The organism is Bradyrhizobium sp. HKCCYLS3077, from assembly GCF_051167555.1.
Taxonomy (GTDB): domain Bacteria; phylum Pseudomonadota; class Alphaproteobacteria; order Rhizobiales; family Xanthobacteraceae; genus Bradyrhizobium.
Map to the genome: position 1 here is coordinate 146,486 of NZ_JBNPTH010000002.1, position 24,441 is coordinate 170,926.

Sequence of the window (24,441 nt, forward strand, 5' to 3'; positions counted from 1 at the left end):
GCACAGTGGTGCAATGCCGCATTGCAGGCGCGATGTGGCCACGTGTTGCGATGCGATATTCGAAGCCGACTTCGAGACCGAACGGGTTGCGTTGGTATAGAGGTGGATGAGGAGGCACGCGCGTTGCCACATACTCGGTCGTCATGCCCGGGCTTGACCCGGGCATCCACGCACACTCAGGATGCCGGACGACGTGGATGGCCGGGTCAAGCCCGGCCATGACGTGTGGACAGAGAGGGGCTCAAACTTAGTTGGTCGCGATGTCGGCGCGGCTCAGGTCCCACATCAAGCGATAGATGCCAGCCGAAATCTGCGTTGCCAGCGGTCCATCAATTGCCGCAAACCGCGTCGTCATCAGCGTCGCGATGGCGTGGCTGTCGGTGCCGTCGATCAGGATGAACCAGTCGGCATCGCGTGAGGTTGCTGGGACGCCAGCCGCGGGGCCGGACAGATCCGCATCGCCTTCGAGCAGATGCATCGAGATCACGCCTCTGAGCTCGCGCGGATCGAGCTCGATCTGCAGCGCATCGCGTAAGCCGCCGTCCTGTCCCGGCTTCGGCCGCAGCCGGATGATGCCGAGCACGGCGCCACGGCCGGCCCCTTTCGAGATCGTGATGCGCGCGACGCTGCGGATCATGTTCTTGAACCGCGCCATCACCGTCTTCGACCAATCCGTCGGCGCCTCCAGCCGCGCGCGATAGGGCGCGCTGTCGAGCACGTCGATGCTCTCGGTCGAATACAGGCACAGATATTTCGGGCTGCCCTGTTCGGCGACATAGCGCCGCGCCTCGATGAAGCCGGGGATCGCCACGCGCTCCTCGAGATGCTCGCTGTCATACCAGCGGTTGAAATCGGCCTCGTCAGCGGCATCGATGTTCATCGATGTCAAAAGCATGCCTGTCCCGGCGATGGGCATTTCGAACCTCCTGGTGCGTGTGCTGATCCCTCATCCTGAGGAGGCCGCCAAAAGCGGCCGTCTCGAAGGATGAGGCCCGAGGTGTCACGGGCCCCATGCTTCGAGACGGCGCTGGTGCGCCTCCTCAGCATGAGGGGAATGAGTGATGTGTTTAAGGCGCGCTTGCGCGCGTCGCCATATCGCAGATGGCTTTCATGACCGCATCGCGGATGCCGGGGTCATAAAGATTGTGACCTGCGGCTTCGACGACACGGATTTCAGCCTCGCGCCACACTTCAGCCAGCCGTGCGGACGTCGATGGCGGACAGAGCAGGTCGTAGCGGCCCTGCACGATGATGCCGGGAATGCCGGCAAGCTTGCCTGCGTCGCGCAGCAACTGGTCCGGCGCCATGAAGCTGTCGTGCGAGAAGTAGTGCGCCTCCATGAACGGCGTCGCCGGCAAGGCGTTGCCCGAACGGATCGCGAGGCGGTCGAGGTGGGTGCGTGCGGGTTTCACTTCCGACAGCGCCCGCTCGACGTCGTGCCAGGCGCGCGCGGCCGGGCCGTTGATCGCGGGATCGGGATCGAGGATGCGGCGGAAATAGGCCTCGCACGGATTGGCGCGCTCGGTCTCCGGCAGCATCTCCAGGAAGTCGCGGTGGAGCGTGGGATGAAAGCGCGCCAGCGTCTCGCCGAACGCCATCTCCACCTCGGCGCGGGTGCCGAGAAAGGTCGCGCGCAGCACCAGACCCATGACGCGGTCCGGATGCGCCTCTGCATACGCCAGCGCGAGCGTCGCACCCCAGGAGCCGCCGATGACCATCCAGCGCTCGAAGCCGAACTTCGCGCGGATCGCCTCCATGTCGGCGATCAGATCGGGCAGGGTGTTGTTGTCTCGGCTGCGCGCAGGGCGCGAGCGTCCGGCGCCGCGCTGGTCGAATAGCACCGCATGGAAGCGCTCGGGATCGAACAGGCGGCGGTGATCCGGCTGGCAACCCGAGCCGGGACCGCCGTGCAGATAGACGGCGGGAATGCCGCCGGCGCGGCCGCTGCTCTCGACATAGATCTGGTGGCCGCCGGAGACGTCGAGCCATTCCGAGGTCAGCGGCGCGAATGGATCGTTGCGGCGCGCGGCGGCGCGGCCGGCTTCGGCGTCAGGCATCGGTGCTCTCGGGCGTGCCGCCGGCGAAATTGCGATACAGGAAGCGGTCCTGGCCCGAGGCCGCATCGCGCTCGGCCTGCTTGAAGATGCTCTCGTGCAGCGGCGACAAGGTGCAGGCTGGATCGGTATTGGCGGCGTCTCCGGTCAGCGCGAAGGCCTGGCAGCGGCAGCCGCCGAAATCGATCTCGCGGAACTCGCAGGATTTGCACGGCTCCTTCATCCAGCCGGTGCCGCGATAGCGGTTGAAGGCCTCGGAGTTCTGCCAGATCCACGCGATCGAGTTGTTCGAGCGCACCGACATGAAGTCGAGCCCCGTGATGCTCTCGGCGGCATGGCAGGGCAGCACCTTGCCCGACGGCGAGATGTTGAAGAACTGCCGGCCCCAGCCGCCCATGCACTTCTTCGGCCGCAGCGCGTAATAGTCCGGCACGACGTAGTCGATCGTCAGCGTGCCCTTGAGCCGCTCGCGCGCCTCCTCGACCAGGCGATCGGTCTCTTCGAGCTGTTCGTAGGTCGGCATCAGGCTGGCGCGGTTCTTCAGCGCCCAGCCGTAATATTGCACGTTGGCGACCTCGAGCCGGTCGGCGTCGAGATCGACCGCCATCTGGATGATGTCGGGCAACTGATGCAGGTTCTGCCGGTGCATGACGGCGTTGACCGTCAGCGGCAGATCGAGCTCCCTGGTCCAGCGCGCCACTTCGAGCTTCTTCGCATGGCCGCCCTTGTAGCCGCCGACGCGGTCGGCGACGACGGGCTCGTTGCCCTGGAAGCTGATCTGCACGTGGCAGAGCCCGGCATCGGCCAACTCCTTCAGACGCTCGCGCGTCAGCAGCACCGCCGACGTGATCAGGTTGGTGTAGAGGCCGACGTCGTTGGCGTGCTGCACCAACTCGACGATGTCCTTGCGCGCTGTCGGCTCGCCGCCGGAGAAATGCACCTGCAGCACGCCGATCTCGGCGAGCTCGGACAGCACCTTCTTCCACTCGGCCGTCGTCAGCTCCTGCCCGGCGCGGTCGAGCTCCAGCGGATTGGAGCAATACGGGCATTGCAGCGGACAGCGATGGGTGAGCTCGAGCAGCACGGCGAGCGGAATGCCGAAGGTCTCGGCGACGGAGCCGCGGCGCTCCAGCACGGCGAGGCCGTCATGGCTGTCGATCTGCGGCGTCGTATCGGTGAGATCGGTCATGATGTCGTCTCCCGAACCTCGGTGAGAAAGCCCTTGTCGGCGAGATCCTGCAGCATGGCGACGACGTCGGTGGCGATCACGTCACGCGGCGCGGCGTATTTCGCCGCGAGCTCGTCGATGATCCCGGCGACGCTGCGCGCGCCGTCGCACAGCTTCAGCACCTCGACCGCGATCTCGTCCGGCGCCAGCACGCGCTCCGGGGCCAGGATCACCCAGACCTGCCGCGTCTCGTCATATTTCAGCTTCGTATGCCGCGGCAGCACCACGCGGCTGGTTTCGGTGACCTGGATGTGACGCGGGGCCATGGGGGGTCTCTAAGCCGTTTGATTTTGCAGGAGCACAGTGGTCGCCCAGCATGCGGTGCAACTCCCCTCCCCCTTGCGGGGAGGGGTTGGGGGTGGGGGTCCCAGCAAAGACTGCCCGTGTGGACCCCCACCCCCGACCCCTCCCCGCAAGGGGGAGGGGGGCGCACCATTTGCGCGGCGGCAGCAGCGATCCACAACGCGCATGCTACCTCTCCTTCGGCACGAATGCGCCCGGCGGGATGTGGCCCTCCACATACGCATGATACAGCGCATCCAGCTGCACCCACAGCACGTTGGTCTTGAAGATCAGCGCGTTGCACACCGCGGCGCGCTGCTCGGGCGTGGTCGCATGCTCCTTGACATAATGCAGCGCAAAGTTGGCGTCGCGCGGCGCCTGGGTGAGGCGGCGCTTGAAGTAGCTCATCGTGTCGTTGTTGACGAAGTCGTAGTGCTCCAGCATCCCCGAGATGCGCTCCTCGTGAATCCCGGGCGCGAACAGCTCGGTCAGCGACGAGGCGATCGCCTCGAGCGGCGAACGGTCGCGGCAGAAATGCACATAGGCCTCCACCGCGAAGCGCGTCGCCGGCAGAATGCCTTCGGTGGATTCGACATACGCCGTGTCGAGGCCGAGGCCCTCGGTCAGCTTCAGCCAGCGCTCGATGCCGCCCTCGCTGCCGACATCGCCGTCATGATCCTCGATGCGGTGCCGCCATTCCAGCCGCGTGGCGCGGTCGCGGAAGCGCGTCATCACCATCGCGTCCTTCAGCGGGATCGTCGACTGGTAGTAGTAGCGGTTCAGCGCCCAGGCCTGCACCTGGCCCTTGTTCAGCTTGCCACCGTGCAGCAGCTTATGGAACGGATGATGGTTGTGATAACGCGTCGCGCCGATGTGGCGCAGCGCCGCTTCCAATTCCCCAGCATTGTTCAGCGTGACGCCGCGTCCGATCGACAGCGCCGTCATTCCGCTCAGATTGACCTCACTCACAATACGATCTCCATCCCTTCAGCGGGGATTTCCCATCCCTCGCGTTCCAACGTTTGCCGCTCGGGTGAGGCGTGCAGCCACGCCGGATTGGAGTTGTTGATGTGCAGGAAGATCTTCCTGCCTATCCCGAGGTCCGACAGCTGCCTGATCGCGCCGCTGTCTCCGGACATCGCGATATGCCCCATGCTCTGCCCGGTCTTGTTGCCGAGTCCGGCCTGGATCATCTCGTCGTCGCGCCACACCGTGCCGTCGAACAGCACCAGCGGCGCGCCCTTCAATCTCGTTTTCAAGTCAAAGTCGACAGCGGCGCAGGCCGTGATGACATAGGCATATTGCCCGCTCTCGACGTCCTCGATCCTCAGGCCCAGCGTGTCGCCGGCCGAGGCGCTGCCGCCGGGATGCTGCTTGTCGCGCAGATACCAGGCGCTGGTGCCGGACACCGCGAAGGCCGTGATCTCCAGGCCCGACGGCGCGCCGTCCTGCAGAGTGGGGCGGAACGGCACGTCGATCACGATCGGCACGCGCTTGACGTTCTCCTCCTTCAACACATCGAAGATGTTGTTGGACTTGAGGATCGCAAGCACCTTCGGGTGCGCATGGATCGAAAACGGCGAACTCTCGCGCATCGACAGCAGCCCGGTGATGGCGTCGATCTCGCCATTGGTCAGGATCACGCCGGCGATCGGGCTATGGCGCAGCGCGCCCGGTTTTGGATGCAATTGCGGCGTGCGCGTCACCTGCTGGCGCAGGTCGGGCGAGGCGTTGATCAGGAACCAGTTGGCGCCGTCGGCGCTGACGGCGACCGACGCCTGGCTGTTCTGGATCTCGGGATGAGATGTGCGCGCGGCGCGGCACACGGCGCAGCCGCAATTCCACTGCGGGACTCCGCCGCCCGCGGCGGCGCCCAGGACGACGAGGCGAAGCATGAGCCGTCTCCTGGAATTCAGCTGTGATGGCGCACGCGATTACCGGCGGCAGGATGACGAGCAATCTCGGGGGATTGGCAGGTCAGGACAGCGACGAGGGTGGGACATCGGACCTTCGTATGGGAACTTCGCATGGGCGCGTGCCCGGACGCGAGCACAGATCCCCACCCTCAAGCGTCGACGTCCCGATCCCAGCAGGACTTGATCCCAGCGGGACCTGGACGTCACACCCGCGAATTATTTGCGGGCGGCGCAAGCGTACATGTTGATTTCCATGCCGACCGGCACTTCAACAATCTTGGGAGCTTTCCAGGCCATTGTCCTCTCCTTCACGACGGGACGGTTGTCGTCCTCCGAATTAAACTACCGTTCTACGAAAAGTTCGCCAGTGGAATCTTTTTGTTTGAGCCTCTCAGGCCCGTTTATTGCAGTGCAAAGCCGCACCCGCGAGTTGTTGTCGTTTTCGCCCGGAGGAGCCGCGAAAACAACGAATTCGTGATCGATGGCTTCGCATGGCCGTTCTGTTCCGCCCTTAGATTTGGGGGCGGAATGGGCTGGATAAAGCAGTTGTGAGACGTTTGAGACTTCAAAACCCCAGCGCGCGACCCCATTGGAAACTGACGATGCCCCGATATTTCTTCAACACACGGATCGGCGAGGAACTGGTCTCCGACACCGACGGCGAAGTGCTGCGCAATCCCGACCGCGCCTGGGAAGTCGCACGCGACATGATCAAGGAACTGCTGCGCACCGAAGGCGGCAACGCGGCGCTGATGACGGCCGTCATCGAGGTCACCGACGAGGACGGCGAGATCGTGCTGGAGTTTCCGTTCTCGGAAGCGATCTTCAACATGAGCGCGCAATCGATGACACGCCATTGAGCGCATCGGCACGGCCGCTGATCGAACGCGGCCTCAGACGGAATGCCGAGGACGCACGAGTTCGCCGCGCGTGCTGGCGATTCCCATCTCGAAACTGTCGGCGATCCGCCGCGCGCGGACGATGAAGAGCTCGGCGAGCTCGGGCGGGAACAGGTCCGTCGCCGTCGCCTCGAACAGCTGCAGCCAGCGGTCGAAATGCGGGCCGTGCAATTCGAGCAACAGATGCGGCCGCATCGGCGCGCCACTGTAGCGGCCTGTCTTCAGGAACATCGACGACCAGAAATCGCTGATCTTGCCGATATGCTCGTCCCAATCCTCGACCGTGCGGTTGAAGATCGGCCCGATCAGCGCGTCCTCGCGCGCACGGCCGTAGAACGTCTCGACCAGCCGGCGGATCGCGGCGTCGTCGAGTTCCGGATTCTGAACCGCGAGAGGATGTCGTTCAGGCTGGGCGGGGGGCATGCTCATGGCATCGTATATAGGGACTGAGTACGCCCTGGGGAATGCCGCGCCGCAGCGGGGCCTCATGGTTCGAGACGCGCCGAAGACGGCGCTCCTCACCATGAGGGTAAACAGTCCGGTGTGCGGAGAGGAATGCGGAGAACAATCCTCGCCGCATATTCCGCCCTCATCCTGAGGAGCGCGCCTCCGGCGCGCGTCTCGAAGGATGGCCACAAGTTCGCTCTCTCCACCCGCCGCTCACGGCAAGCTGACGAACTCCACCCAATTGGGCTTCTTGCCGACCGCGTAGGACTTCACCTTGTCCAGCGCGCCGCTGGCCGGATCGATCTTGTACACGGTCATGCCGTTCGACACCTCGCCGACGGCGGCGAGATAGCGCCCCGTGGGATCGATGGCGAAGCCGCGCGGCTGGGTCTCGGTTGGCACGCTGCCGATGAGAGATACGCGCCCGCTCGCCGCCTCGATCTTGAACGCCGCCAGCGTGTTGGAGCCGCGCTCTGACGTGTAGAGGAAGGTGCCATCAGGCGTCGCATGAAGATCGGCCGCCCAGGGCTTGCCGGTGAAGCCAGGGGGCAGGGTGGTGACGCGCTGCTGCTCGCTCCAGATGCCCTTGTCGGCGTCATAGGCATACACCGCGAGATCGGCGTTGAGCTCGTGCAGGAGATAGATGAACTTGCCGTTCGGGTGGAAGATGAAGTGCCGCGGGCCGGACTTCTCCGGCGTCTTCACCGTCAGCGCCTCCTTCGCCGTCAGCGTGCCCGCGGCGGCATCGAAGGCGAGGCCGAGCACCTGGTCAGAGCCGAGATTGGTCGCGAACACGAAGCGGTTGTCGGGCGAGGGCAGGAACGCATGCGCGTTCAGCCCGGTCGGGATCACCTGGCTTGCTGCTGCGACGACGCCATTCGCTTGCACCGGATTCGCCGCGACCTTGTTGCCGCCATAGGAGGCGCTGAACAGCACCTTGCCGGTGCGGTCGAAGGCGATGTTGGCCATGCTGTCGGCGAGCGGCCCGTTGCCGAGATGCGTGAGCTGGCCGGTCTTGGCGTCGATCGCAAAACTCTCGGCCAGGAAGGGCTGCGAGCGAACGCCCGCGATCAGCACGCGCTTGTCCGGGCTGACCGCGAGCGGGGTCGACGCGCCCGGCTTCTCGACGCCGACGAACGCGGCCGTCTGCACCAGCGTCATCTCGCCGGAGGCAGCATCGAACTTGAACACGCTGATGTCGTTGCTGTCGGCATTGCCGACATAGGCGTAGGTCTCGGCGTGCCCCGCGCGCGGCGCCAGCGTTGCCGCGGCGGCGAGGACGAATGTAGCGGCCATGATGGTGCCCGTTCTGATCATGTGTTTCCCCCTTTGTGATGTTGTTGCTTCAGCTCTTAAAGTCGATTGCCAGGCTTGACCAAGCCTGTTTCCGGATCGATCGATGCAGGACGGGTATTGATCCCCGTGGGAGCTTTGGGGGCCTCGTGGTTCGAGACGCGCCGCGAGCGGCGCTCCTCACCATGAGGGGAAGCAGCGGCGCGCTGCGACGTGCGCTCGCCACAAGCTCAACCCTCGTCCTGAGGAACCCGCCGGAGGCGGGCGTCTCGAAGGACGGCCGCGGGCGCCAGCGCTCCCGCGGTTCTGCACGGTGAGACTGGCGCAGGCGAGGGGGCTGCTCTTGCATAGCCCACCACGCAATGCGCTGCTTTCTCCGTTCTGTCCGCCGCGCTAAGAACGCGAGACCATCACGGAGCTCCCCATGACCGATCTCTGGCGCCTGCCGGCTGCCGACCTTGCCGCCCTCATCAAGTCGAAACAGGTGTCCGCGCGCGATGCCGCCAAATCGGCGCTGGCGCGGCTCGACGCGGTCAATCCCGCGATCAACGCCGTGATCGATCACCGCCCCGAGGACGTGCTGCAGCAGGCCGACGCCATCGACGCCAGGCTCGCGCGTGGCGAAGATCCGGGGCCGCTCGCCGGCGTGCCTGTCACGATCAAGGTCAATGTCGATCAGACGGGCTACGCCACCACCAACGGTCTCAACCTGCAGAAGGACGCGATCGCGTCGGCGCATAACCCGGTGGTCAACAATTTCGTCAAGGCCGGCGCCGTGCTGCTCGGCCGCACCAATACGCCGGCGGTGTCGTATCGCTGGTTCACCAGCAACCTCATCCACGGCCACACCAAGAACCCGCGCGACCCCGGCATCACCCCGGGCGGCTCCTCCGGCGGCGCCGGCTCGGCCACCGCCGCGGGCATCGGCCATATCGGCCACGGCACCGACATCGCCGGCTCGGTGCGCTATCCCGCCTATGCCTGCGGTATCCACGGCCTGCGCCCGACGGTCGGCCGCATCCCCGCCTTCAACACCTGCCTGCCGGAGCGTCCGATCGGCCCGCAGATCAGCGCCGTCTCCGGCCCGCTCGCTCGCACCGTCAATGACGTCAGGATCGCGCTCGCGGCGATGTCGGCGCGCGATGTCCGCGATGTCTGGTGGATGCCGGTGCCGCTCGAGGGACCGCCGTTGCCGAAGCGCGTCACGCTCTGCGTCAATCCCGACGGCCTGAACCCGGTGCCCGAAGTGGTCGCCGCGCTGCGCGACGCCGCCAGGCGCCTCGAGGCCGTCGGCTGGACGGTCGAGGAGATCGCGGACACCCCGCCGATGCAGGAGGCCGCGCTGCTGCAGACCCGGCTCTGGCTCGGCGACGGCTACGAGGCGCAGCTCGCCGCCGCGGAGAAGGAAGGCGACCCCGGCGCGCTCGCCTGCCTGCGCGGCAACCGTGACAAGGTTTATCCGTTCGACCTCTCGGCGACCTTGGCGCGTCGCGCCGCGCTGACCCGGCAGTGGCTCCTGTTCATGGAGCAGCATCCGCTGCTGCTGATGCCGGTGTCGGGCATGCTGCCGTTCGCCGACCAGCTCGACCGCAAGGACGAGGACTCCTTCAAGCAGGTCTGGCACGCCCAGCTGACGCAGATCGCGATTCCCTTTTTCGGCCTGCCGGGCCTCGTGGTCTCGACCGGCATGGTCGGCCGCGTCCCCGTCGGCGTGCAGCTCGTCGGCCAGCGCTTTCGCGAGGACATGTGCCTCGCCGCGGGCGAAGCCATCGAGGCCGGCGGCACGCCGCCGTCGCCGATCGACCCGGTGCTCGGCTGATGGCGAGCATCTACGATTTCACCGCGGCCGCGCTGACCGGCGAGGAGGTGCCGCTGCAGCGCTTCGAGGGCCAGGTGCTCCTGATCGTCAACACGGCGAGTGCCTGCGGCTTCACGCCGCAATATCGCGGCCTCGAGGCGCTGCACCGCGCCTACGCTGACAGGGGCTTTGCCGTGCTCGGATTTCCCTGTAACCAGTTCGGCGCCCAGGAGCCCGGCACGGCCGAGGAGATCGGCGCGTTCTGCTCGTCGAAGTACGATGTCACCTTCCCGCTGTTCGCGAAGATCGACGTCAACGGCACGCACGCGCACCCGCTGTACAAGTTCCTGAAGGGCGAGAAGACGGGCCTGCTGGGCTCGGCGATCAAATGGAATTTCACCAAATTCCTGGTCGATCGCGCTGGCCATGTGGTGTCGCGCCATGCGCCGACCACCACGCCCGAGGCGCTGAAGAAAGAGATCGAGGCACTGCTGTGAGCGACAACGAGACCTTCACCTTCCCCGACCGCCTTTCGGTCGATCCGAAGAGCCCCTATTACAACGCGGAGATCCTGTCGCGCGACGTCGGCATCCGCTTCAAGGGCGCCGAGAAGACCAATGTCGAGGAATACTGCATCAGCGAAGGCTGGATCCGCGTCGCCGCCGGCACCGCCAAGGACCGCCACGGCAACCCGCTGACCATCAAGGTGCACGGCCCGGTGGAGCCGTATTTCAAGGATTGAGGGGCGGGGGGCATCGACAGCGTTAGCCGCAGACCTCGCGCCGCGGTTGGTCGTCATCGCGAGCCACCCGGTCCGCGCGAAGCGCGGCCGGATGACGGGCTCCGCGACGCGATCCAGGGCCGGAGCAAGGACTCTGGATTGCTTCGCTTCGCTCGCAATGACGCGGAAAAAGCTCGTTCCACCCCATCTGTCATCGTCCGCGCAGGCGGACGATCCAGTATTCCAGAGGCGGCAGTGATTGATCGAGAGGCCGCGGCGTACGGGATTCCCCGCCTGCGCGGGGAATGACGCGGGCGTCGGCCCCACGGACAGGAACCGATGCGCGGGAGCGGGAACTGAGCCCTGACCTCGGAAGTATTTGAGCAGCGCTCAAAATATTTCTTGAACGCCGCTCACGTTCCGCTACACTCACCCTTATCCGCCACACCGGCGTCGGCCCGGGACGCGCAACGCGAGCAGCGTTGGCGCGACCGGCCACCCGTGCCCGAATGCCGGCGGACCACCCGAGGTAACGACGATGTCCTATTCCGAAACCGACCTCCGCGCCGCATCGAGCGCCGGCGCCATCAGCCCGGACGAGCTGCACCGCCTGCTGGCCTACCTGCACCAGCGCGCCCCCTCCACCGACACGCCCCGCGCCAAATTCGATGCCGCGCATCTGCTCTGGTACGCCGGCGCGCTGATCGTGATCGGCGCCATGGGCCTGTTCTCGACGGTGGCCTTCTCGCAAATGGGCGGCCGCGCTTTGACCGCCTGCGCGCTCGCCTATGCCGCAGCCTTCGGCTTCGCCGGCGACCACCTCTGGCGCCGCAGCCTGCGTATCCCCGGTGGCCTCTTGATCGCCATCGCCGTGTCCATGGCGCCGCTCGCCGTCTACGGCATTCAAGCCGAGCTCGGCTGGTGGGGCAGGTTCGGCAAGCCCGGCACGGTTCAGGACTTCTATGTCTGGATCAAGGGCAGCTGGCTGTTCATGGAGCTCGCCACCATCGCAGCGGGCGCGATCGCGCTGCGCTTCTACCGCGTGCCCTTCATCTATGCGGTCATCTCGGTCGCCTTGTGGTTCATGTCGATGGACCTCACGCCCTGGATCTTCAATGTCAGCCACATCGATTGGGAGATGCGCCGCATCGTCTCGATCTGGTTCGGCCTGGGCATGCTCAGCCTGGCCTGGATCGTCGACTACACCAGCAACAACCGCGACTTCGGTTTCTGGCTGCATCTGTTCGGCCTGATGGCCTTCTGGGGCGGCATCAGCGCCACCGACGGCGCCACCGAGCTCGGCAAGGCGATCTACTGCCTGATGAATGTCGGCCTGCTCGCGATCGCCGTCATCATCGTCCGCCGCGCCTACGCCGTGTTCGGCGCCATCGGCATCACCATGTATCTCGGCCACCTCGCCGACGTCGTCTTCAAGGACTCGCTGCTGTTCCCGTTCGCGCTATCGCTGATCGGCGTCGCGGTGGTGGCCGCGGGGCTGGCGTATCACCGGAAGCAGGGAGCGATCGCGGATTGGCTGACGGCCAATCTGCCGGCAGCGGTGCTGCGGCTGCGGCCGCAACAAGTCGCGGCCTAAAGCCTGCGCTACGGCCGCTCTTCGAAACGCCCGCCTTCGGCGCGCTCCTCAGGACGAGGTCCGTATCCGCTGAGACGGCGGCGCTCCTCATGGTGAGGAGCGCCGCTCGCGGCGCGTCTCGGACCATGAGGCCCGAACGGTTGGCGCCTAGGCGCAACGCTACGATCCGAACGGTGCGATGCCATGGATTTTCAGCATCGCATCGACATATTGCGGGTAGCTGACAGAAAGATCGGCGCTGACAGGGCGCTCCCGGTTGGCAGCGACATATTGACGAAGGGTATCGAGCTGGCCGAGCTTGATGAGGAAGATCGGCACATACATCACGAAGGCAGGTGATGCCCTTCCTTCAGCCACGGCTGCGCGCCACAAGGCCTCAATGTTGGTGTGCGCCTGAATGTATGGGTACCCGCAGGTCCGGATGCAGTGAACGATGTCGTCCGCAACGTTCGGCTCCAACGCTTTGCCGCGATAAGTCCAAGAAATCTTGGCCCGATTGTCAGCGTCCTGTTCGGCAAGTTGCTGCAGGTTGATCATGATCAGTGGTGGTCCATTCTTGCCGTATCGCCATGGAGCACCCGACATCTTCAGCGCGTCGCTGCTGGCCTTCAGGAATTCGTCGTTGAAGACGCCGACAACCGGGCCCAAGCTGTAACGTCCGGAGTCCACACCGATCCATCCTCGCCACGCGTTGGTCCATGGCTTGACATAGATCCCGCGGGAAGGCTGCCGAAAGCCATCTTCCGAGAGCAGCTCGAATATGCGTTTCGAAATCTCTGCTGAGGTGCTCATGAATATCTCTCGGTGTCGGAATGCCCTCGGAGTTCCGGTGTCTGCTTCTCCCGGAGCAACAATTTCGCCGCCGTCACGCCCGCCCAAATTCCAAGGAGGCCGCCCAGGCCTATGCCAACCACGACACCCAACAGCGCCAGCATGCTCCAGTCGCTGTGGATCCCCCTGGGCGCGAAACTGAGAGCAAAGAAGCCGGCTGCCAAGGCCGCGTAGCCGAGACCGACCGCCCCAAGCGCGCCGCCGATCAGCGCGGTGGCGGCAACGACTGACGCTCGTATCGCTTGTCCCATCGACATCCTGCGGCCTCCCTGGAGGCAAGATTTGTTCTACGGTCTGTCGGGACCTGCCAGTCTGTATCGTCCTTCGAGCACAAACTCCTGCACGTCTGCAGCGAGCCGTCAAATCGAACCAAGGAGCAATGGTCATGCGGATCACCGTCGAAACCACCGTCGCAGCCCCGATCGATCAGGTCTGGCGCGCCTATACGACGCCGGCCGACATCGTGAAGTGGAACGCTGCGTCGGACGACTGGCATACGACCAAGGCCACGGTCGACCTGCGGGAGGGCGGAGATTTCTCCTCGCGGATGGAAGCCAAGGACGGCAGCATGGGCTTCGACTTCGCCGGCACCTACACGAAGATCGTCGAGCACAAGCTGATCGCCTACGCCTTCGGCGACCGGAAAGCGGACGTCCATTTCGAGACCGGTCCGAACGGCGTTCTCGTTCGCGTTGTCTTCGATCCTGAAACGACGCACCCGGTCGAGATGCAACAGCAGGGCTGGCAGGCCATTCTCGACAATTTCAAACGGCACGTGGAGGCGAAGGCGTCCTGAGCGTGCCGGGCGCGCGGCGCCCCGATGGGGGCGTCGTGAACGGCCCGGATCTTTGCCCTTGACAAATTCCGAAAATCAGCAATACTGCACGCATCCTGCCTCATCGCAGAGGGGCGTACGCGTCGTCACGAACGTCGGGGCAGGGATGCGGTGGCCGTAGCGGCGACGGTGGACGACCGGCGTCGCTGCGGACGGAGAAGTCGTGTGGTCCTGGCCTCTCGACGCTGAGGTCAAGTCTGCGTTGTTGCTTGGCGGCACGCGCGGGCGATGGGGGCAAAAGAGCCCGATCCCCAGGGAGAGCACGAAGGACACCGTGAAAACCATCGCGCAGGGAAGGCCGGAATGCACCGGTCGTACCTGTGGTTCCTGCCCCGTGCTTTTTCTCACGCACGGGGGCCATGGGTTGCGGCCAGCACCCGGTCTTCCCTGCGCCCTCTGTCTTTGATCAGAGGGACCTGTCGATCCAGCACTCGGGCGTGATGCGCCGCGAGGCTGCGGTCGCACGTCCTTCGAGCTGTTTGAGATGTGAAAGCGGTTTTCCCACAGCGTCGTCCCGGACAAGCCGTGACGCGCAAGGCGCGTCGCGGCGCCGATCCGGGACCCATACTCCGCGGCGGCTGTGGCTTGGCGAGGTCCAACGACTGGCCTGCCTCAAGCGGCGGCCTGTGGCTATGGATCCCGGCGTTCGCCGGGATGACGGTGGTGGTTGTTGTGGGAGCACACAAGCTCACCACGCGTCATTGCGAGCGAAGCGGTAACTACCCAGGTCGCCGCTCTGTCAAGCAAGGCGGATTGTATGGATGAGCTGTGTTGGGCATAGGGTCAATGTTTCGAGCATGTTCCATCCGCGCTTTCGTGCGGTGCCGATCAGGGTTCGGAGCGTTGCGAAATTGTCGGCACCTTGTGAGGTGCGAAAGCCGCCGGAGATCTTCTGCCGCAACTTCATCATGCGAGCATCGCGCTCGGCCTCGTTGTTGGTAAATGGTACGGCTGGGTTGCGCAGGAACAGCAGCACGGCGGCTTTATGCAGCTCGAGGCGCAACAGGAGATTATGGCCGGTGCGCCGTCTGATCCGCCCGCGTTTGACGTTGCGAGGCAACTCGGGAAGCGCCTTGTGCCAAGCGATGCCGTCGCGGATGATGCGGTCATACTGCCGTTCGGCGGCACGGATTTTGTCGGGAGGCAGCGCACCTGTCTGGCCGGCTGGACGCTCGAGCGCCAGATTGACCTCGTGGCACAGCTTGCGAAGCAGGGTGCGCATGCGCCGGGCCCAGGCCTCGCCATCGATGTCGACCAGCGCCGTCAACTCGCGCAGATGATGCGCATTGCACAGCGCATGGGTGACGCCCGGCATCTGGAAGTAGGATGTCCAGTGATCGTGCATCACGATATGCGCCGCTTGCGTCAGCACCTCACCTCGCCTGCGGGAGACGCGATAGTGCACCAGCCCATTGCTCCCGGCGGTGCCTGCGACATGCAGCCATTGCGGCGTGGCACCCACCCAAAACCCGGTCTCATCCAGGTGCTTGACCGGTGCCCGGCGGATCTCTTCGCAGACCGCCGCGGCGAAGGCCTGCGTCCGGCTGGCGGCACGGGCGATCATCTGCCCAATCGTGCCGGCCGAAACGGTCACGCCAAACAGATCGGTAAGGACTTGCCCCAAACGATCTTCCGGCAGGAACTGTCCGGCCGACAGATACGTCACGACGGCGGACAATCGTGCGCCATATTGCACCGGCGCCCTGACCTCCGGAGGAAACGATCCCGTCGTGACCGCGCCACAGCCGCTGCATCTGCAGCGATAACGCTGATGCTCCGTGACGAGCAGCGGTCTCGGCGCCGGCAGATCGAACACCTGACGGCGGTCGACAAGGTCCAGCGGCTCCTCGCCCAGCGCGGCTTGGCAGTGTCCGCACGTGGCAGGCCGGTGGATGATCGTATGATCGACCTGTTCCGACCGCTTCAGGTGTTTGCCGGGATGACCAGGCTGGCCGCCGGGCTTCCTCACCCCTCGCTCACGAAGGCTGCGCGTCCGGCGAGGACCCTGGCCCGGCCCATCGCTCGAAGGCGGCTTGCTGCTGTTGGAGCTATCCAGGCCAAGTCGGCGCTCCAGATCGGCCACACGGGTCAACAGCAACGCGTTCTGCTGTTCCAGCAGCGCGTTGCGCCCCTGCAGCTCCCCGATCAGGACCAGCAGCGAATCAACGGACAAAGCGTACGGCAGCTTCATCCATACCTTGACTCACAAACACATGTGGCCAGTCAAGCGATACAGACGGACACCTGGGCAGTTACGCGAAGCGAAGCAATCCAGGGCGGCGCGTGGGGCTCTGGATTGCTTCGCTTCGCTCGCAATGACGGAGTTTGGAGTGGATAGCGTGACTCAAGCCAGCAGCTGTCGAGCCATAAGCTATCGAACCTTAAGCTATCGAACCTTAAGCTTCAAAACAGCGCGACAACAGCGGACGCGATCGAACGCGTCCGTGCCATCCCTACGACGACAGTCTCATATCCAGCAGCCGCCGGCCTTCGCCGCGCAGCAGCTTCTTCACCGCGCTGGAGGCCACCACTTCGCCCTCGTTCGCATACGCCTCGTGGTTCTTTTCGATGTCCTCGAGCCGGTAGAGATAGTTCACCATCACTGTCGCCGACTCGCGCTGGCCCTTGGCGGAGAGGTCGCCCAGCCAATTGATGCGCTCGAGCCTTGCGCCGTTGCCGAGGTGGAAGCGGGCGACGGGGTCGATCAGCTTGCCCTTGGACGTCCGCGCCTTGAGGAAATAGTGCGCGGCGAGCGGCTCGATCACGGTGCGGAGCTCGGCGGTGATCGTGGCGTCCTCGACCCAGCGGGGCTCGTTGAGGAGCTTGAGCACGTTGCGATCCTCTTCGGTCGCATCCTCGGTGGATTTCAGCCAGCCCATGAAGCCCGGCACCGGCGACAGCGTCACGAACGTGTCGAGCTTCGGCAGCTCGCGCCGGAGCTCCTCAACAACCTGCTTGATCAGGAAGTTGCCGAACGAGATGCCGCCGAGACCGCGCTGGGTGTTGGAGATCGAATAGAACACCGCGGTGCGAGCGCGATCGGCGGGCACCGGCGCGCGATCCACCGCGAGCAGCGGCGCGATGGCGCCGGGAATGGTCTCGGTCAGCGCGATCTCGACGAAGATCAGCGGCGCATCGGGCATCGCCGGATGGAAGAAGGCGTAGCAGCGGCGGTCGACCGGATCGATGCGGCGGCGGAGGTCGTCCCAGTCGTGGATCTCGTGCACCGCCTCGTAGCGGATGATCTGCTCGAGGATGTTCGCCGGCGTCGACCAGTCGATCTTGCGCAGCACCAGAAACCCCCTGTTGAACCACGAACTCAAGAGATGCACGATGTCGCGATCGAGCGCGGCGAGTTCCGGATTTGCCTTCAGGAGATCCAGGAGATCAGTGCGCATCGCGACCAGCTCGGGCGTGCCGCCCGGCGCGCGGTTGAGGCGGCGGATCAGCTCCTGCCGCCGCGGCTCCGAGGCGAAATGCAGCGCGCTCGCGCCTTCGTCCGACGGCGCCGCGCGCCACGCCTCGATCGCCTTGGTGAGCCTGGCATTGTCGGGACCGAAATCGTGAACCAGCGCGGTGAAGAACGCCTTGCGGCCCTCGGCGTCGAGATCATGATAGCCGTCGAGCACGTCGCGGGCCATGGCAGTGCCCGAAGCCTCGCCGGCACCGGACACCAGCGCCTCGCACAGCTCGGCAAGGCTCGCCGCATCGTGCTTGTCGACGGCAGGCGAGCCGCCGCGCAGCAGTGTCCGGCCGCGTTCGGAAATGGTGGTGATCAGGTCAGTAAAAAAGGCGTTGGCCATCTGGTCTCGGTCGAATCCCGCAAAGCGACAGGCTGTGATGTTACATGGATTTATGGCAAAGGTGGCCACATTCAAACATAACAAATCGTCAACGCCGCCGTCGCTGCCCGCATGCGCGGCAGCGCCGTCATTCGCTTTGGCCGGCGAATTCGGTCGGTGTACGGCCGGTCATCTGCCGGAAGGCGTGCGAGAATGCCGGTACGCTGGCATAGCCGAGATCGGCGGCGAGCTGCTTGACGGAGAGGTGACGGTCGGTCGACAACCGCTCGATCGCCGCCGCGATGCGGGCGCGCTGGCACCACGCCTTGAAGCTCAGCCGCGTCTCGGCCGCGAACAGCCGCGACAAGGTGCGGGCCGAGCTGCCGACGGCGCTCGCGAGGGTCGTGAGATCCTGCTCGTTCGCGGGCGAGGCGAGCACCAGCAGCGCGGCGCGCCGGGCGCGCGGGTCCTGCGGAAGTGGGATGAAGGTCGAGGAATCCTCGGCGCGGCGCAATTCGAGCAGAGCGAGCCGCACCAGCAGGGCGGTGCGCTCGGGCCCGCTGCTGGCGTCGAACAGCGCGAGGATCGCCTGATGCAGCAGCGGCGAGACGTGCACGACGAATTCGCGATCGAGCCGGAGACCGCGCGCCTCGCGCGCGAGCCAGTCGAGCTCGAAATACAGCGTCCGCATCTCGCTGTCGGCCAGCATGTCGATCGCATGCGCATGCCGCGCCGGCACCCACACCGCGCGGTCCGGCGGCACCAGCCAGCGGCCTTGCGGCGTCGTCACCTGCATGGTGCCGGCGGAGGCGTAGATCAGCTGCGACTCCCGGTGCATGTGCGGATCGAGCCGGGCGCCCTTGCGGTAGCTGCGCGCGATCAGGTGCACGCCGGGCTCGGTCGTCACCCGGTCGGCGCCGAGCGGCTTCAATGGCGTGTCCACGATGGTCATTGGCGGCTTCTCGTTGGGGCGAGCCAGTATAACCGATTTATTCGGGAATCGAGGAACTGCCCATGAACACTCCCCGCCGCGTCATCGGCTTCGTCAACGCGGCCCATTTCATCGACCATTATGCGATGCTGATCTTCGCGGCCGCGGTCATCATCATGGGCCCCGCGCTCGGCATGGCCTATGCGGACCTGTTGCCCTATGCGACGCCGGGTTTCATCGCCTTCGGCGCCGGCGCGCTCGTGACCGGCTGGCTCGGCGACCGCTGGAGCCGGCGGCACATGATGCTGATCTTCTATCTCGGCATCGGCCTGTCGATGATCTCGGTCGGCCTGGTGCAGACGCCATGGCAGCTCGGCGCGGCGCTGTTCGCCATCGGCCTGTTCGCCTCGATCTATCACCCGGTGGGAACCGCGATGCTGGTGTCCTATGCCGACCGGCTCGGCCGCGACATGGGGTTGAACGGCGTATTCGGCAATCTCGGCGTCGCATCCTCGGCGCTGGTGACAGGCGTGGTCGGGCAATATCTCGGCTGGCGCTTCGCCTTCATCGTGCCAGGGGTGATCACGATCGGCATCGGCGCGGCCTTCGCGATGCTGGTCGCGCATGAGGACCGGCGCGGATCAAAGCAGGCGGCGGCGCAGGCCCGCGTCGCGCGCGAGCAGATGTGGCGCGTGGTGCTGGCGCTGCTGCTGGTGGTGATCGCGATATCCACGACCTTCAACGCGATCACGGTGGCGCTGCCCAAGCTGTTCGCGGAGCGGCTCGTGGGCCTGACGCAAAGCCCGGCGCTGCTCGGCGTGATCGCGGCCGGTGTCTACGTGTTCGGTGCGATGACGCAGTACACGATCGGGCGCCTGCTCGATCGCCATACGCTGAAGGCCGTCGCGCTGCCGCTATCGCTGGTGCTGGCGCCGCTGCTCTATCTCGCCGCCGACGCCCGCGACTGGGCGTTGATCGCGGCCTCGATCGGCATCGTCATGGGCGCGTTCGGGCAGGTCACCGTCAATGACGCCATGGTCGGCAAATACACCGCCGAAGAATGGCGCTCGCGCGCCTATGCGGTGCGCTATTTCGTCGGCTTCACCGCGGCCGGCGCCTCGGTCGGCCTGGTCGCCTGGCTGTATGAGCACGGCGGCTTCGTCACCATGCTGCAGGCTTTCGCCGCGCTGGCGCTGGTCGCTGTTATCGCCGCGCTCATCCTGCCGCCGGAGCTCCCGGCGGCGCGGCCGGTGTTGCGGGAGGTGCCGGCCGAATGATGGCTCATTCCGCGGGCTGCGCGATCACCGGTTTCGCCTCGCGCGCCGCGCGCCAGTTCTCGAAGCGCTGCACGACGACGAAGAACGCCGGCACGAACAGCACCGCGAGGCAGGTCGAGGCCAGCATGCCGGAGAATACGGTGATGCCGATCGACTTGCGCGCGCTGGCGCCGGCCCCGGTCGCGAGCACCAGCGGCACGACGCCGAGGATGAAGGCGAACGACGTCATCAGGATCGGCCGAAACCGCGACCGCGCCGCCTCGATCGCGGACTCGATCAGCGGCTTGCCGTCGCGGCCGTGCAGCTCGAGCCCGACCTCGACGATCAGGATCGCGTTCTTCGCCGACAGCGCGATCAGCAGGATCAACCCGATCTGGACATACAGATTGTTGTCGATCTTCAGCGCCGTCAGCACCGCCATCGGCCCGAGCAGCGACAGCGGCACCGCGAGGATGACGGAGACCGGCGCGTACCAGCTCTCATATTGGCCGGCGAGCACGAGATAGACGAGGAGGAGGGCGAGCGCGAAGGCGAGATAGATCTGATTGGAGACGACCTTCTCCTGATAGGACATCGCGGTCCATTCATAGCCCGCGCCCGGTGGCAGGGTCTTCGCCGCAATCTCCTCCATCAGCTTCAGCGACTGGCCGGAGGAATAGCCCTGCGCGGGCAGGCCGACGATCGCGGCGGAGGGATAGAGATTGTAGAGGCTGATCAAGGATGGCCCGACCGAGGGCTTGACCGTCGCGACCGTGCCGAGCGGGATCATGTCGCCGCTCTGGTTGCGCACCATCAGGCTCTCGATCTGCCGCGGCGTCAGCCGCGCCGCGGAATCGGCCTGAACATAGACCTGGAACACGCGGCCGAATTTGTTGAACTGGTTGACGTAGGAGGCACCGAGATAGGACGACAGTGCCGAGAACACCTGGTCGGTGGTGACGTGCAGGGTCTGGGTCTTGATCCGGTCGATCTCGACGTCGAACTGCGGCACCATCGCGCGGAACGGCGACTGCACGCGCTGCAGCGCGCTCTGGCTCTGGGCGCTGGCGACGATCGCCGAGGTCATCGCCTGCAGCTTGGCATAGTCGCTGTTGCCGTCGCGCAGCTCGACCTGCATGGCAAAGCCCGCGGCATTGCCGATGCCCTGGATGGGCGGCGGCGGCAGCACGAGGCTGCGGGCTTCAATGACCTCGGCAAGCTTGTCGTTGAGGCCATAGACGAGCGAGCGCAGATCCTCGCCCTTGCCTCGCGCCTCCCAATCCTTGAGGATGATGTAGGCGACCCCTGCATTGGCGAGGCTGGCGCTGTTGTCGAGTGCGGAGATGCCGGCGATGGTGATGACCTGGGCGACGCCGGGCGTCGCCTTGGCGATGGCGCCGACCTTGTCGAGGGCCTTCTGGGTGCGCTCCAGCGAGGCGCCGTCGGGCAGCTGCACGGCGGCGATCAGGTAGCCCTGGTCCTCGATCGGCAGGAAGCCGGTCGGCACGCGCGACAGCCCGTAGCCGCCGGCCGCGATCAGGACGAGCGCGACGATGACCGAGGCGTTGCTATGCCTGACCAAGCGCCCGATGAGATGGGTGTAGCGCCGCTCCAGCCGCGCATAGAGATTGTTGAAGACGCGGTAGAGGATGTTGCGTTGCTCCAGCGGCACCGGCGGCCGCAGCCACAGTGCGCATTGCGTCGGCTTCAGGGTGGCAGCGTTGATCGCGGAGAGCAGGGCGGTCGCCGCGATCACCAGCGCGAACTGCGCGTAGATGCGGCCCGTCAGGCCGGGCAGGAAGGCGGCCGGCAGGAACACCGCGATCAGCACCAGCGTGATGCCGACGATCGGTCCGAACAATTGGTCCATGGCGCGGATCGCCGCGTCGTGGCCGTTCATGCCGCGCTCGATGTTGTGCGCGGCGCCCTCGACCACCACGATGGCATCGTCGACCACGATGCCGATCGCGAGCACGATCGCGAACAGGGTCGAAAGATTGATGGTGAAGCCGAGCGCCGCCATCGCCGCGAACGCGCCGATGATCGTGACCGGCACCGTCGTGGTCGGCACCAGCATGGCGCGCCAGTCCTGCAGGAAGATCAGGATGACGATCAAGACCAGCACGCCGGCCTCGATCAGGGTCTTGTAGACCTCGTGGATCGAGGCATTGACGAACTTGGTGGTGTCGAACGGCGTGTCGTACTGGATTCCTTGCGGGAACGTCTTCGCCAGCTGCGCCATCCTGGCCTCGACCGCCTTCTCCACCTCCAGCGCGTTGGCGCCGGGCGACTGGAACACGCCGATGCCGACGGCGGGCTGGCCGTTGAGCGAGAACATCTGGCCGTAGGTCTGGGCGCCCAACTCGACCGAGCCGACGTCGCGCACGCGCGTGACGTCGCCATTGCTGCCGGTCTTGACGATGATGTCCTCGAACTCACGGGCGTCATCGAGCCGGCCGGCGACGTTGAGCGTGTACTGGAACGCCTGGCCGGAGGGCGCCGGCGGTGCGCCGATCTGGCCGGCGGCGACCTGCTGGCTCTGCTGCTGTATCGCCTGGATCACGTCCTGCGGCACCAGGTTGCGGACCTGCAGCTTGCTCGGATCGAGCCAGATCCGCATCGAATACTGCCCCGCGCCGAACACGGTGACATTGCCGACACCGGGCAGCCGCGCCAGCTCGTCCTTCAGGTTGATGGTCGCGTAGTTGCTCAGATAAAGGCTGTCGTACTTGGCCTCAGGCGAGGTCAGCGTGACGAACAGCAGAATCGACGTGGACCGCTTCTGCACCGTGACGCCCTGGTTCTGCACCGCCTGCGGCAATTGCGCGAGCGCACTGGAGACGCGGTTCTGGACCAGCACCTGCGCGAAGTTCAGATCGGTTCCGATCTTGAACGTGACCGTCAGCGAATAGCTGCCGTCCGCGCCGCTGTAGGACTGCATGTACAGCATGCCGTCGACGCCGTTGACCTGCTGCTCGATCGGCAGCGCGACGGTGTCGGCCACGGTCTTGGCGCTGGCGCCGGGATACCGTGTGGTGACCTGCACCGTCGGCGGAACCACCTCGGGATATTGCGCGATGGCGAGATTGAACAGCGCGACCGCGCCGATCAGCATCATCAGGATCGCGATGACGTTGGAGAGGACAGGGCGCTCGATGAAGAATTTGGAGATCACGGCCGGCCCTCATTTGCTCGCGGAGACCGGCTCGATCGCCTTCAACTGCGGATCGACCTTCTGCCCGGGAATGGCGCGCAGCAGGCCGGCGACGACCACGCGGTCGTCGGCCTTGAGGCCGCCATCGATCACGCGAAGGCCGCCGTCGAGCGGTCCCATTTTGACCTTGCGCTGCTCGACCAAATTGTCGCCGTTCACCACGAGCACGTAGCGCCCGCTCTGGTCGCTGCCGAGCGCGGAGTCGGGCACCAGCAGCGCGTCATTGGTGCGATCCACGGGAATGCGGATGCGCACGAAATAGCCGGGCAGCAGCACATGGTCGGGATTCGGCACCACCCCGCGAACGGCCAGCGTGCCGGTCGATGCATTGACGGTCGGCGCGGCGTAGTCGAGCTTGCCCTGGTGCGGATAGCCGCTCTCCGTCTGCAGGCCCAGCTCGATCGGGAACTGCTTGAGATCCGTCGCCGTCATGCCGCGGCGCCGCGCTTCGGCACGGATGCGCAGCACGTCCTGTTCGTTGACGGTGAAGTTGACGTAGACCGGATCGAGCGAAACGATCGTCGCCAACTGGGTCGGCGACGCCACGCCGACGAGTTCGCCGACCGAGACCTGGTGCGCGCTGACGACGCCGTCGAATGGCGCGATGACTTTGGTGTAGCCGTAATTGACCTTGGCGATCTTGGTGTTGACCTGCGCCTGCTGCAGATTGGCCTGTGCGTTGTCCCGAGCTGAGGTCGAATTGTCGAGCGCGACCTGCGACGCGGCCTGGCGCGCGACGAGGTCGGACTGCCGCTTGAAATCGGCAGCGGCCTGCTTGAACGACGCCTGCGCGCCGGCTTCCGCTGCCTGCGCCTGGTCGAGCTTCAGCTTGTAGGTCTCCGGCTCGATCGTGAACAGTGTCGTGCCCTCCTTGACCACGTCGCCGTCCTTGTAGTCGATCGACTGCAGGAAGCCCTGAACGCGGGCGACCAGATCGACGTTCTTGACCGGCGCGGTGTTGCCGGTGGCTTCGAGATAGCGGGTGACGGCGCGCTGCACCGGCAGGGCGACTTCCACCTTCGGCGGTGGCGGCGGCTGGTAGCTGTTCTGCTCGCAGCCCGCGAGCAGCGAGGCGCCGGACGCAAGCAGGAGGGCAGCCGTTCTGGGCAGCCAGGCGCAGGCGATGCGCTGTTTAGAAAATTCCGCCCGTGAGGAGATGGGAGTGTCGATCTGCGCCATTCCGCCTTCCGTATGAAATGATCTTCGGAGCAATCGTCGTGTCGGACAACAAACAACAATGTTGGTCGCCTCCATAACAACAATCGTTCAGCGGCGGAACAGCAATGCACTGCAGCAGCCGCGAAGAAATCCTGGCGTCTGGCCGATCCACCCAAATTTTCCCACTTGCCAAGCCCGTCCG

Annotated in this window: 23 protein-coding genes; 7 read left to right on the forward strand and 16 right to left on the reverse strand. The window is 65.5% G+C overall.

Features of this window, described 5'->3' with window-relative positions; translation table 11 throughout:
- Positions 1 to 247: 247 nt before the first annotated feature.
- The 7 genes from ACQR0Z_RS06685 to pqqA all read right to left on the reverse strand — a co-directional run bounded on the left by ACQR0Z_RS06685 (position 248) and on the right by pqqA (position 5,777).
- On the reverse strand, positions 248 to 916 hold the full coding sequence (locus ACQR0Z_RS06685; protein WP_434918116.1) for a hypothetical protein: 669 nt from the start codon (positions 914 to 916) through the stop codon (positions 248 to 250).
- A gap of 151 nt (positions 917 to 1,067) precedes the next feature.
- Positions 1,068 to 2,057 (reverse strand): prolyl aminopeptidase, encoded by a 990-nt coding sequence (gene pip / locus ACQR0Z_RS06690; protein WP_434918117.1) that lies wholly within the window; start codon positions 2,055 to 2,057, stop codon positions 1,068 to 1,070.
- Entirely contained in the window at positions 2,050 to 3,243 is a 1,194-nt protein-coding gene (gene pqqE, locus ACQR0Z_RS06695) for a pyrroloquinoline quinone biosynthesis protein PqqE (protein ID WP_434918118.1), read from the reverse strand. The genes pip and pqqE overlap by 8 nt, the downstream gene beginning before the upstream one ends.
- A complete protein-coding gene (pqqD, locus tag ACQR0Z_RS06700) occupies positions 3,240 to 3,548 on the reverse strand; it encodes a pyrroloquinoline quinone biosynthesis peptide chaperone PqqD (RefSeq protein WP_008966525.1) in 309 nt (102 codons plus the stop codon). The genes pqqE and pqqD overlap by 4 nt, the downstream gene beginning before the upstream one ends.
- Positions 3,549 to 3,753: 205 nt before the next feature.
- Positions 3,754 to 4,509, reverse strand: a complete 756-nt coding sequence (pqqC, locus tag ACQR0Z_RS06705) for a pyrroloquinoline-quinone synthase PqqC (RefSeq protein WP_434918708.1) — start codon at positions 4,507 to 4,509, stop codon at positions 3,754 to 3,756.
- 20 nt (positions 4,510 to 4,529) lie between these two features.
- On the reverse strand, positions 4,530 to 5,459 hold the full coding sequence (gene pqqB, locus ACQR0Z_RS06710; protein ID WP_434918119.1) for a pyrroloquinoline quinone biosynthesis protein PqqB: 930 nt from the start codon (positions 5,457 to 5,459) through the stop codon (positions 4,530 to 4,532).
- Between the two features lie 237 nt (positions 5,460 to 5,696).
- Complete coding sequence (pqqA, locus tag ACQR0Z_RS06715) at positions 5,697 to 5,777, reverse strand: pyrroloquinoline quinone precursor peptide PqqA (protein ID WP_012029362.1); 81 nt, start codon at positions 5,775 to 5,777, stop codon at positions 5,697 to 5,699.
- A 305-nt stretch (positions 5,778 to 6,082) separates the two neighbouring features.
- Between pqqA and ACQR0Z_RS06720 the strand changes: the two genes are divergently transcribed.
- Complete coding sequence (locus ACQR0Z_RS06720; protein WP_434862309.1) at positions 6,083 to 6,340, forward strand: DUF6894 family protein; 258 nt, start codon at positions 6,083 to 6,085, stop codon at positions 6,338 to 6,340.
- A gap of 33 nt (positions 6,341 to 6,373) precedes the next feature.
- Here ACQR0Z_RS06720 and ACQR0Z_RS06725 read toward each other — a convergent pair whose 3' ends face one another.
- Together ACQR0Z_RS06725 and ACQR0Z_RS06730 are read right to left on the reverse strand one after the other, a co-directional pair.
- Positions 6,374 to 6,808, reverse strand: coding sequence for a group III truncated hemoglobin (locus ACQR0Z_RS06725; RefSeq protein WP_434918120.1), 435 nt, complete (start codon positions 6,806 to 6,808; stop codon positions 6,374 to 6,376).
- Positions 6,809 to 7,039: 231 nt separating this feature from the next.
- Complete coding sequence (locus ACQR0Z_RS06730) at positions 7,040 to 8,143, reverse strand: lactonase family protein (RefSeq protein ID WP_434918121.1); 1,104 nt, start codon at positions 8,141 to 8,143, stop codon at positions 7,040 to 7,042.
- A 400-nt stretch (positions 8,144 to 8,543) separates the two neighbouring features.
- Here ACQR0Z_RS06730 and ACQR0Z_RS06735 point away from each other — a divergent pair, with 400 nt between their 5' ends.
- From ACQR0Z_RS06735 to ACQR0Z_RS06750, 4 genes are all read left to right on the forward strand, one after another.
- Positions 8,544 to 9,938: an amidase family protein gene (locus tag ACQR0Z_RS06735; protein ID WP_434918122.1), complete on the forward strand. Its 1,395-nt coding sequence runs from the start codon at positions 8,544 to 8,546 to the stop codon at positions 9,936 to 9,938.
- On the forward strand, positions 9,938 to 10,414 hold the full coding sequence (locus ACQR0Z_RS06740; protein WP_434918123.1) for a glutathione peroxidase: 477 nt from the start codon (positions 9,938 to 9,940) through the stop codon (positions 10,412 to 10,414). The genes ACQR0Z_RS06735 and ACQR0Z_RS06740 overlap by 1 nt, the downstream gene beginning before the upstream one ends.
- The gene (locus tag ACQR0Z_RS06745; RefSeq protein WP_006614234.1) at positions 10,411 to 10,659 is read left to right on the forward strand and encodes a DUF3297 family protein; all 249 of its coding nucleotides are present in this window, start codon (positions 10,411 to 10,413) and stop codon (positions 10,657 to 10,659) included. Before ACQR0Z_RS06740 ends, ACQR0Z_RS06745 begins: the two co-directional genes overlap by 4 nt.
- A 517-nt stretch (positions 10,660 to 11,176) precedes the next feature.
- The gene (locus ACQR0Z_RS06750) at positions 11,177 to 12,232 is read left to right on the forward strand and encodes a hypothetical protein (RefSeq protein WP_434918124.1); all 1,056 of its coding nucleotides are present in this window, start codon (positions 11,177 to 11,179) and stop codon (positions 12,230 to 12,232) included.
- A 159-nt stretch (positions 12,233 to 12,391) separates the two neighbouring features.
- On the opposite strand, the gene ACQR0Z_RS06755 is transcribed toward ACQR0Z_RS06750, so the two are convergent.
- A complete protein-coding gene (locus ACQR0Z_RS06755; protein WP_434918125.1) occupies positions 12,392 to 13,024 on the reverse strand; it encodes a hypothetical protein in 633 nt (210 codons plus the stop codon).
- Positions 13,021 to 13,320 (reverse strand): hypothetical protein, encoded by a 300-nt coding sequence (locus tag ACQR0Z_RS06760; RefSeq protein ID WP_434879554.1) that lies wholly within the window; start codon positions 13,318 to 13,320, stop codon positions 13,021 to 13,023. Before ACQR0Z_RS06760 ends, ACQR0Z_RS06755 begins: the two co-directional genes overlap by 4 nt.
- A 128-nt stretch (positions 13,321 to 13,448) precedes the next feature.
- Between ACQR0Z_RS06760 and ACQR0Z_RS06765 the strand changes: the two genes are divergently transcribed.
- Positions 13,449 to 13,859: an SRPBCC family protein gene (locus ACQR0Z_RS06765; RefSeq protein ID WP_434918126.1), complete on the forward strand. Its 411-nt coding sequence runs from the start codon at positions 13,449 to 13,451 to the stop codon at positions 13,857 to 13,859.
- A 778-nt stretch (positions 13,860 to 14,637) separates the two neighbouring features.
- Here the strand turns inward: ACQR0Z_RS06765 and tnpC are convergent.
- The 3 genes from tnpC to ACQR0Z_RS06780 all read right to left on the reverse strand — a co-directional run bounded on the left by tnpC (position 14,638) and on the right by ACQR0Z_RS06780 (position 18,632).
- Complete coding sequence (gene tnpC / locus ACQR0Z_RS06770; RefSeq protein ID WP_434918127.1) at positions 14,638 to 16,089, reverse strand: IS66 family transposase; 1,452 nt, start codon at positions 16,087 to 16,089, stop codon at positions 14,638 to 14,640.
- 262 nt (positions 16,090 to 16,351) lie between these two features.
- Positions 16,352 to 17,701 (reverse strand): malonyl-CoA decarboxylase, encoded by a 1,350-nt coding sequence (locus ACQR0Z_RS06775; RefSeq protein WP_434918128.1) that lies wholly within the window; start codon positions 17,699 to 17,701, stop codon positions 16,352 to 16,354.
- Positions 17,702 to 17,828: 127 nt separating this feature from the next.
- Entirely contained in the window at positions 17,829 to 18,632 is an 804-nt protein-coding gene (locus ACQR0Z_RS06780; protein ID WP_434918129.1) for an AraC family transcriptional regulator, read from the reverse strand.
- A 62-nt stretch (positions 18,633 to 18,694) separates the two neighbouring features.
- Between ACQR0Z_RS06780 and ACQR0Z_RS06785 the strand changes: the two genes are divergently transcribed.
- Positions 18,695 to 19,888 (forward strand): MFS transporter, encoded by a 1,194-nt coding sequence (locus ACQR0Z_RS06785; RefSeq protein ID WP_434918130.1) that lies wholly within the window; start codon positions 18,695 to 18,697, stop codon positions 19,886 to 19,888.
- 4 nt (positions 19,889 to 19,892) lie between these two features.
- On the opposite strand, the gene ACQR0Z_RS06790 is transcribed toward ACQR0Z_RS06785, so the two are convergent.
- Together ACQR0Z_RS06790 and ACQR0Z_RS06795 are read right to left on the reverse strand one after the other, a co-directional pair.
- Entirely contained in the window at positions 19,893 to 23,042 is a 3,150-nt protein-coding gene (locus tag ACQR0Z_RS06790) for an efflux RND transporter permease subunit (protein WP_434918131.1), read from the reverse strand.
- A 9-nt stretch (positions 23,043 to 23,051) separates the two neighbouring features.
- Positions 23,052 to 24,260, reverse strand: a complete 1,209-nt coding sequence (locus ACQR0Z_RS06795) for an efflux RND transporter periplasmic adaptor subunit (RefSeq protein ID WP_434918132.1) — start codon at positions 24,258 to 24,260, stop codon at positions 23,052 to 23,054.
- Positions 24,261 to 24,441 lie beyond the last annotated feature (181 nt).